Origin of the sequence: Photobacterium sp. OFAV2-7, from assembly GCF_022347985.1 — a bacterium.
GTDB lineage: Bacteria > Pseudomonadota > Gammaproteobacteria > Enterobacterales > Vibrionaceae > Photobacterium.
On sequence record NZ_JAKRFQ010000578.1, the window covers coordinates 1 to 3354 of the forward strand.

The window sequence follows — 3354 nt, forward strand, 5'->3', positions numbered from 1 at the left end:
ACTATGATGATGAAGGCGATTGGAAATACCGTACTGTCGCGATTAACTATGATCCCCATACCCAGCTGCTGATGCAGAAAAATCAGGGGCTGGGCCCGAAAGATACTGTGCCACACACCAATCAGGCCGAGTACATATGGTTCACCTATGATAATAAGAGCAACCAGTCTATCGATTTCAACGGAATCTGGCTCGAAACTCACTATAGCAACAATAATGGCGTCTCGAATCAGTGCCTCTGGATCATGCCCGACACAATCCTGTCAGCAAAAGCCAGTGGTACTGAGTGTCCAACAAGCCAGAGCGCCTACCGTGACAACGTAACCAAGCAACATGCCGATATGTGGTGGCTGGCCCCGAACAACACCAAGGCAAGCCTTGCCCAGCTCAATGCGCCGGTAAAATGGTACGACGAGACATCTAAGACCCGCTACACCAGTTGGGAATACCTGCCAAGCGGCCCTAACTGGGATCAGGGAGTGCTTTACCGATTACAGCAACATATAGTGATCGACAAAGAGGGCAAGCAACAGGCACAAACCCACCAAATCACCGAGCTGAAAAAATACCACCATCAAGAGTCATAGTTCATGAGTCAACAAATCACGCAGATCATCCAGCAGTGGCATTCAGGTGACAAACAAGCAGAAGCCGAGCTGTACCAATTTGCCTATTTGCAACTTCGGGCAATTGCCCAGCAGGAGCGCGCCCGAAGTGCAAAAAAATATGGTGACAGCAATCAGGTACTTAGCGACTGCATCAATAACACCACCGCCCTGATCCACGATGCCTACCTCAAATTAGAAGGTACAGACTTGTCGCTGATAGAGAACCGCCGCCAGTTTTATTTGATGGCGGCCAAAGTCATGCGTCAAATCCTCATCGATCATGCCCGCACGCTGAACGCCAAAAAAAGACAGCAAGTCACCGTGGTCCATCAGCCAGATGACGATAAAATTGAGCAACTGCTGAGTATGAACAAAATGCTAGATACCTTCAGCCTGCACTACCCGAGGCAGTCGGAAGCATTGAAGCTGAAGTATTTATTAGGCTTGAGAAACCAGGAGATCAGCGAACTTCTCAAATGCAGCAGTAGCTTAATCGAAAAAGACCTCAAATTTTCTCGCAGCTGGCTTCAAGCTAAAATGGCCTAGTCCGGTTTGTAAATAAAATAAAAAAATTAGGCAAAAAATTGCGGTTTTTTGCCTTTTTTCCGTCCCTTGTCAGTCCTGCGCCCCGTTAGTATTTTTCCCTTATAACAACACACCAATATCTATCCGGTACGGATCTATAAGGGAATTACATAATGAAAAAAATCGGTTTACTTGCAGCGTCTGTAGCTTTGGCCCTGACTGGTTGCGGTGGCAGCGACAGTAACTCAGGAAGCGGCAATACAGCGCAGGTCGAAGCTACTGATGCAGTCATCAAAGCCATCGACGGCTATCTGGTCGACGCAGAGGTATATGTCGATCGTAACAAAAATGGTATTGCTGATTCGGGAGAAAAACTCTCTGCCCTAACCGATGCCAAGGGTGAAGTCACAATCAGTGCCGCAGACACCCAATTCCCTGTGATCATTAGAGCCATCGCCGGTAAAACGTACGATACCGACAAAGGCGGACGTCTTACTCAAACCGTCGAGATGACTGCAGAGGCAGGCTCTAAAGTTGTTACTCCATTCACCACACTCGCAGCCATCGAGAACTTGTCTCTGCCTGAGCTAGCATCCAAGCTGAACTTGCCTGAAGAAGTGATCTCAGGTGACTATGTGGCGAGCAAGGCCGACACAGATGTCGCACAAGAGGCGAAAAAGGCCCATGCCGTTGCCCGCTCTCTTACCCTGGAACTAGGCAGCACTATCTCAGAGTCTCAGGGCGAATCTGACAAGCTAATTACCAAGTCAAACGACATCATCACTGTGGTAGATACTGCCATCAACAATGGTGATGAGCTGGATGATGTGCTTATTTCTTTTGACGATAGTGGAAGTGCAAGCCAAATTCCGATGCCACCTACAGTCAAAGAGCACTTTACAGGCAAAACTTTCTACTCTGTCAGTACCAACGAGTCCTACTTCAAGCGTGAAGGCCTGGTTACCGCAACCTTTACCGACACAGAGGTTCATGACCTGGATGACAACGGCAAGGTTATCAAAGAGTGGCCAATCACCTATACCACCAATGGCTTCAAGGGCGGCGACGGGCTAGACGAAGTTATCTATATGAGTGATGCCTTCACTATGGTTGTCACGTCCGATAATGACATGATCTTCTACACAGAGACCAATATCGACAACGGCTTTACCGCTCAGGCCGCTACCGAAACCATGTTCAAGGGCAAAACACTCTACCACCTGTGGGACGACTCATCGAACAGCAAAGCCAGACCGACGTTCGTTACCCTGAAGTTTGATGCTACAGAAAATGTCGTTAATGTGACTGAAGATGGTGAAACCAGACAGCAAGACTGGTCAATTTCTGATGCTGGCCAAATGATCATTAAAGGTGTAATGGATGGAGATGACTGGGTGATCCAGCCAACCACTCTTATCAACGATGACTTCACTGTTTTCTATGAAGGCACATCAAACGAGAGCATTCCGTACTTCTTCACCGATAACCAAGATCTGGCTGTCAGCCTGTATGATGAGTGGTATTCGCTAGCACAATAATAACGCGGTAGATACTAACGCTATAATGAGCCCTTGATGATGCCGTAAGGTCTTCACAGGGGCTTTCTTGCATGAACGTTAGCCCATCACCAGCCAGACACTGACCCCCATCATCATACTTCCAGCGATCCGGTTCATTAGCATGACATTACCACGTTGCTGTAACAGCCCCCGCAAAGTCCGGCCTCCCGCGGCGTATAGCAACATGCAAATCAGCTCAAAGCACAGGATCACACTGATCAGCACAGCAGCCTGGGGTTGCAGCGGCAAACTCGCATCAATAAACGGTGGCAACAGGGAAATCATAAATGCCCAGGCTTTCGGATTGGCAATGGCCGTGACGAAGCCCTGAGCGGCCAGAGCAAGCGGCTTGACGCTTACCTGAGTGTCCAAATCGGACGGAATGGCCATCTTCCCTCGAGATCGCCACATCTGGATCCCCAGATAGAGCAAATAAGCGCCGCCTAGATACTTCAGTGCCAGAAAAAGGTTAGGCCGAGCCAGCAACACAGTGGCAACCCCCACCAAGGCAGACAGAGAAACTAGCCCCACACCAGCAAGCTCACCGACCATCATCCACAAGCTTCGACGCACACCAATGGTCATACCCAATGTCATCGCTAGCGTCATACAGAGTCCCGGGGTCGCAGACACGGCAAAGAAAGTGGGAATAAATATCAATA

At 49.0% G+C, this 3354-nt stretch carries 3 protein-coding genes and 1 pseudogene; 3 read left to right on the forward strand and 1 reads right to left on the reverse strand.

Features of this window, described 5'->3' with window-relative positions; all coding sequences use genetic code 11:
- From MHN01_RS21150 to MHN01_RS21160, 3 genes and pseudogenes are all read left to right on the forward strand, one after another.
- Window positions 1–587 (forward strand): annotated as a pseudogene (locus tag MHN01_RS21150) (chromosome partitioning protein ParA); the annotation flags it as partial.
- Between the two features lie 3 nt (window positions 588–590).
- Window positions 591–1154: an ECF-type sigma factor gene (locus MHN01_RS21155; RefSeq protein WP_239413270.1), complete on the forward strand. Its 564-nt coding sequence runs from the start codon at window positions 591–593 to the stop codon at window positions 1152–1154.
- Between the two features lie 152 nt (window positions 1155–1306).
- Window positions 1307–2671, forward strand: coding sequence for a hypothetical protein (locus tag MHN01_RS21160; protein ID WP_239413272.1), 1365 nt, complete (start codon window positions 1307–1309; stop codon window positions 2669–2671).
- A gap of 78 nt (window positions 2672–2749) precedes the next feature.
- Here MHN01_RS21160 and MHN01_RS21165 read toward each other — a convergent pair whose 3' ends face one another.
- Complete coding sequence (locus tag MHN01_RS21165) at window positions 2750–3352, reverse strand: LysE family translocator (protein ID WP_239413273.1); 603 nt, start codon at window positions 3350–3352, stop codon at window positions 2750–2752.
- Between the last annotated feature and the right edge of the window lie 2 nt (window positions 3353–3354).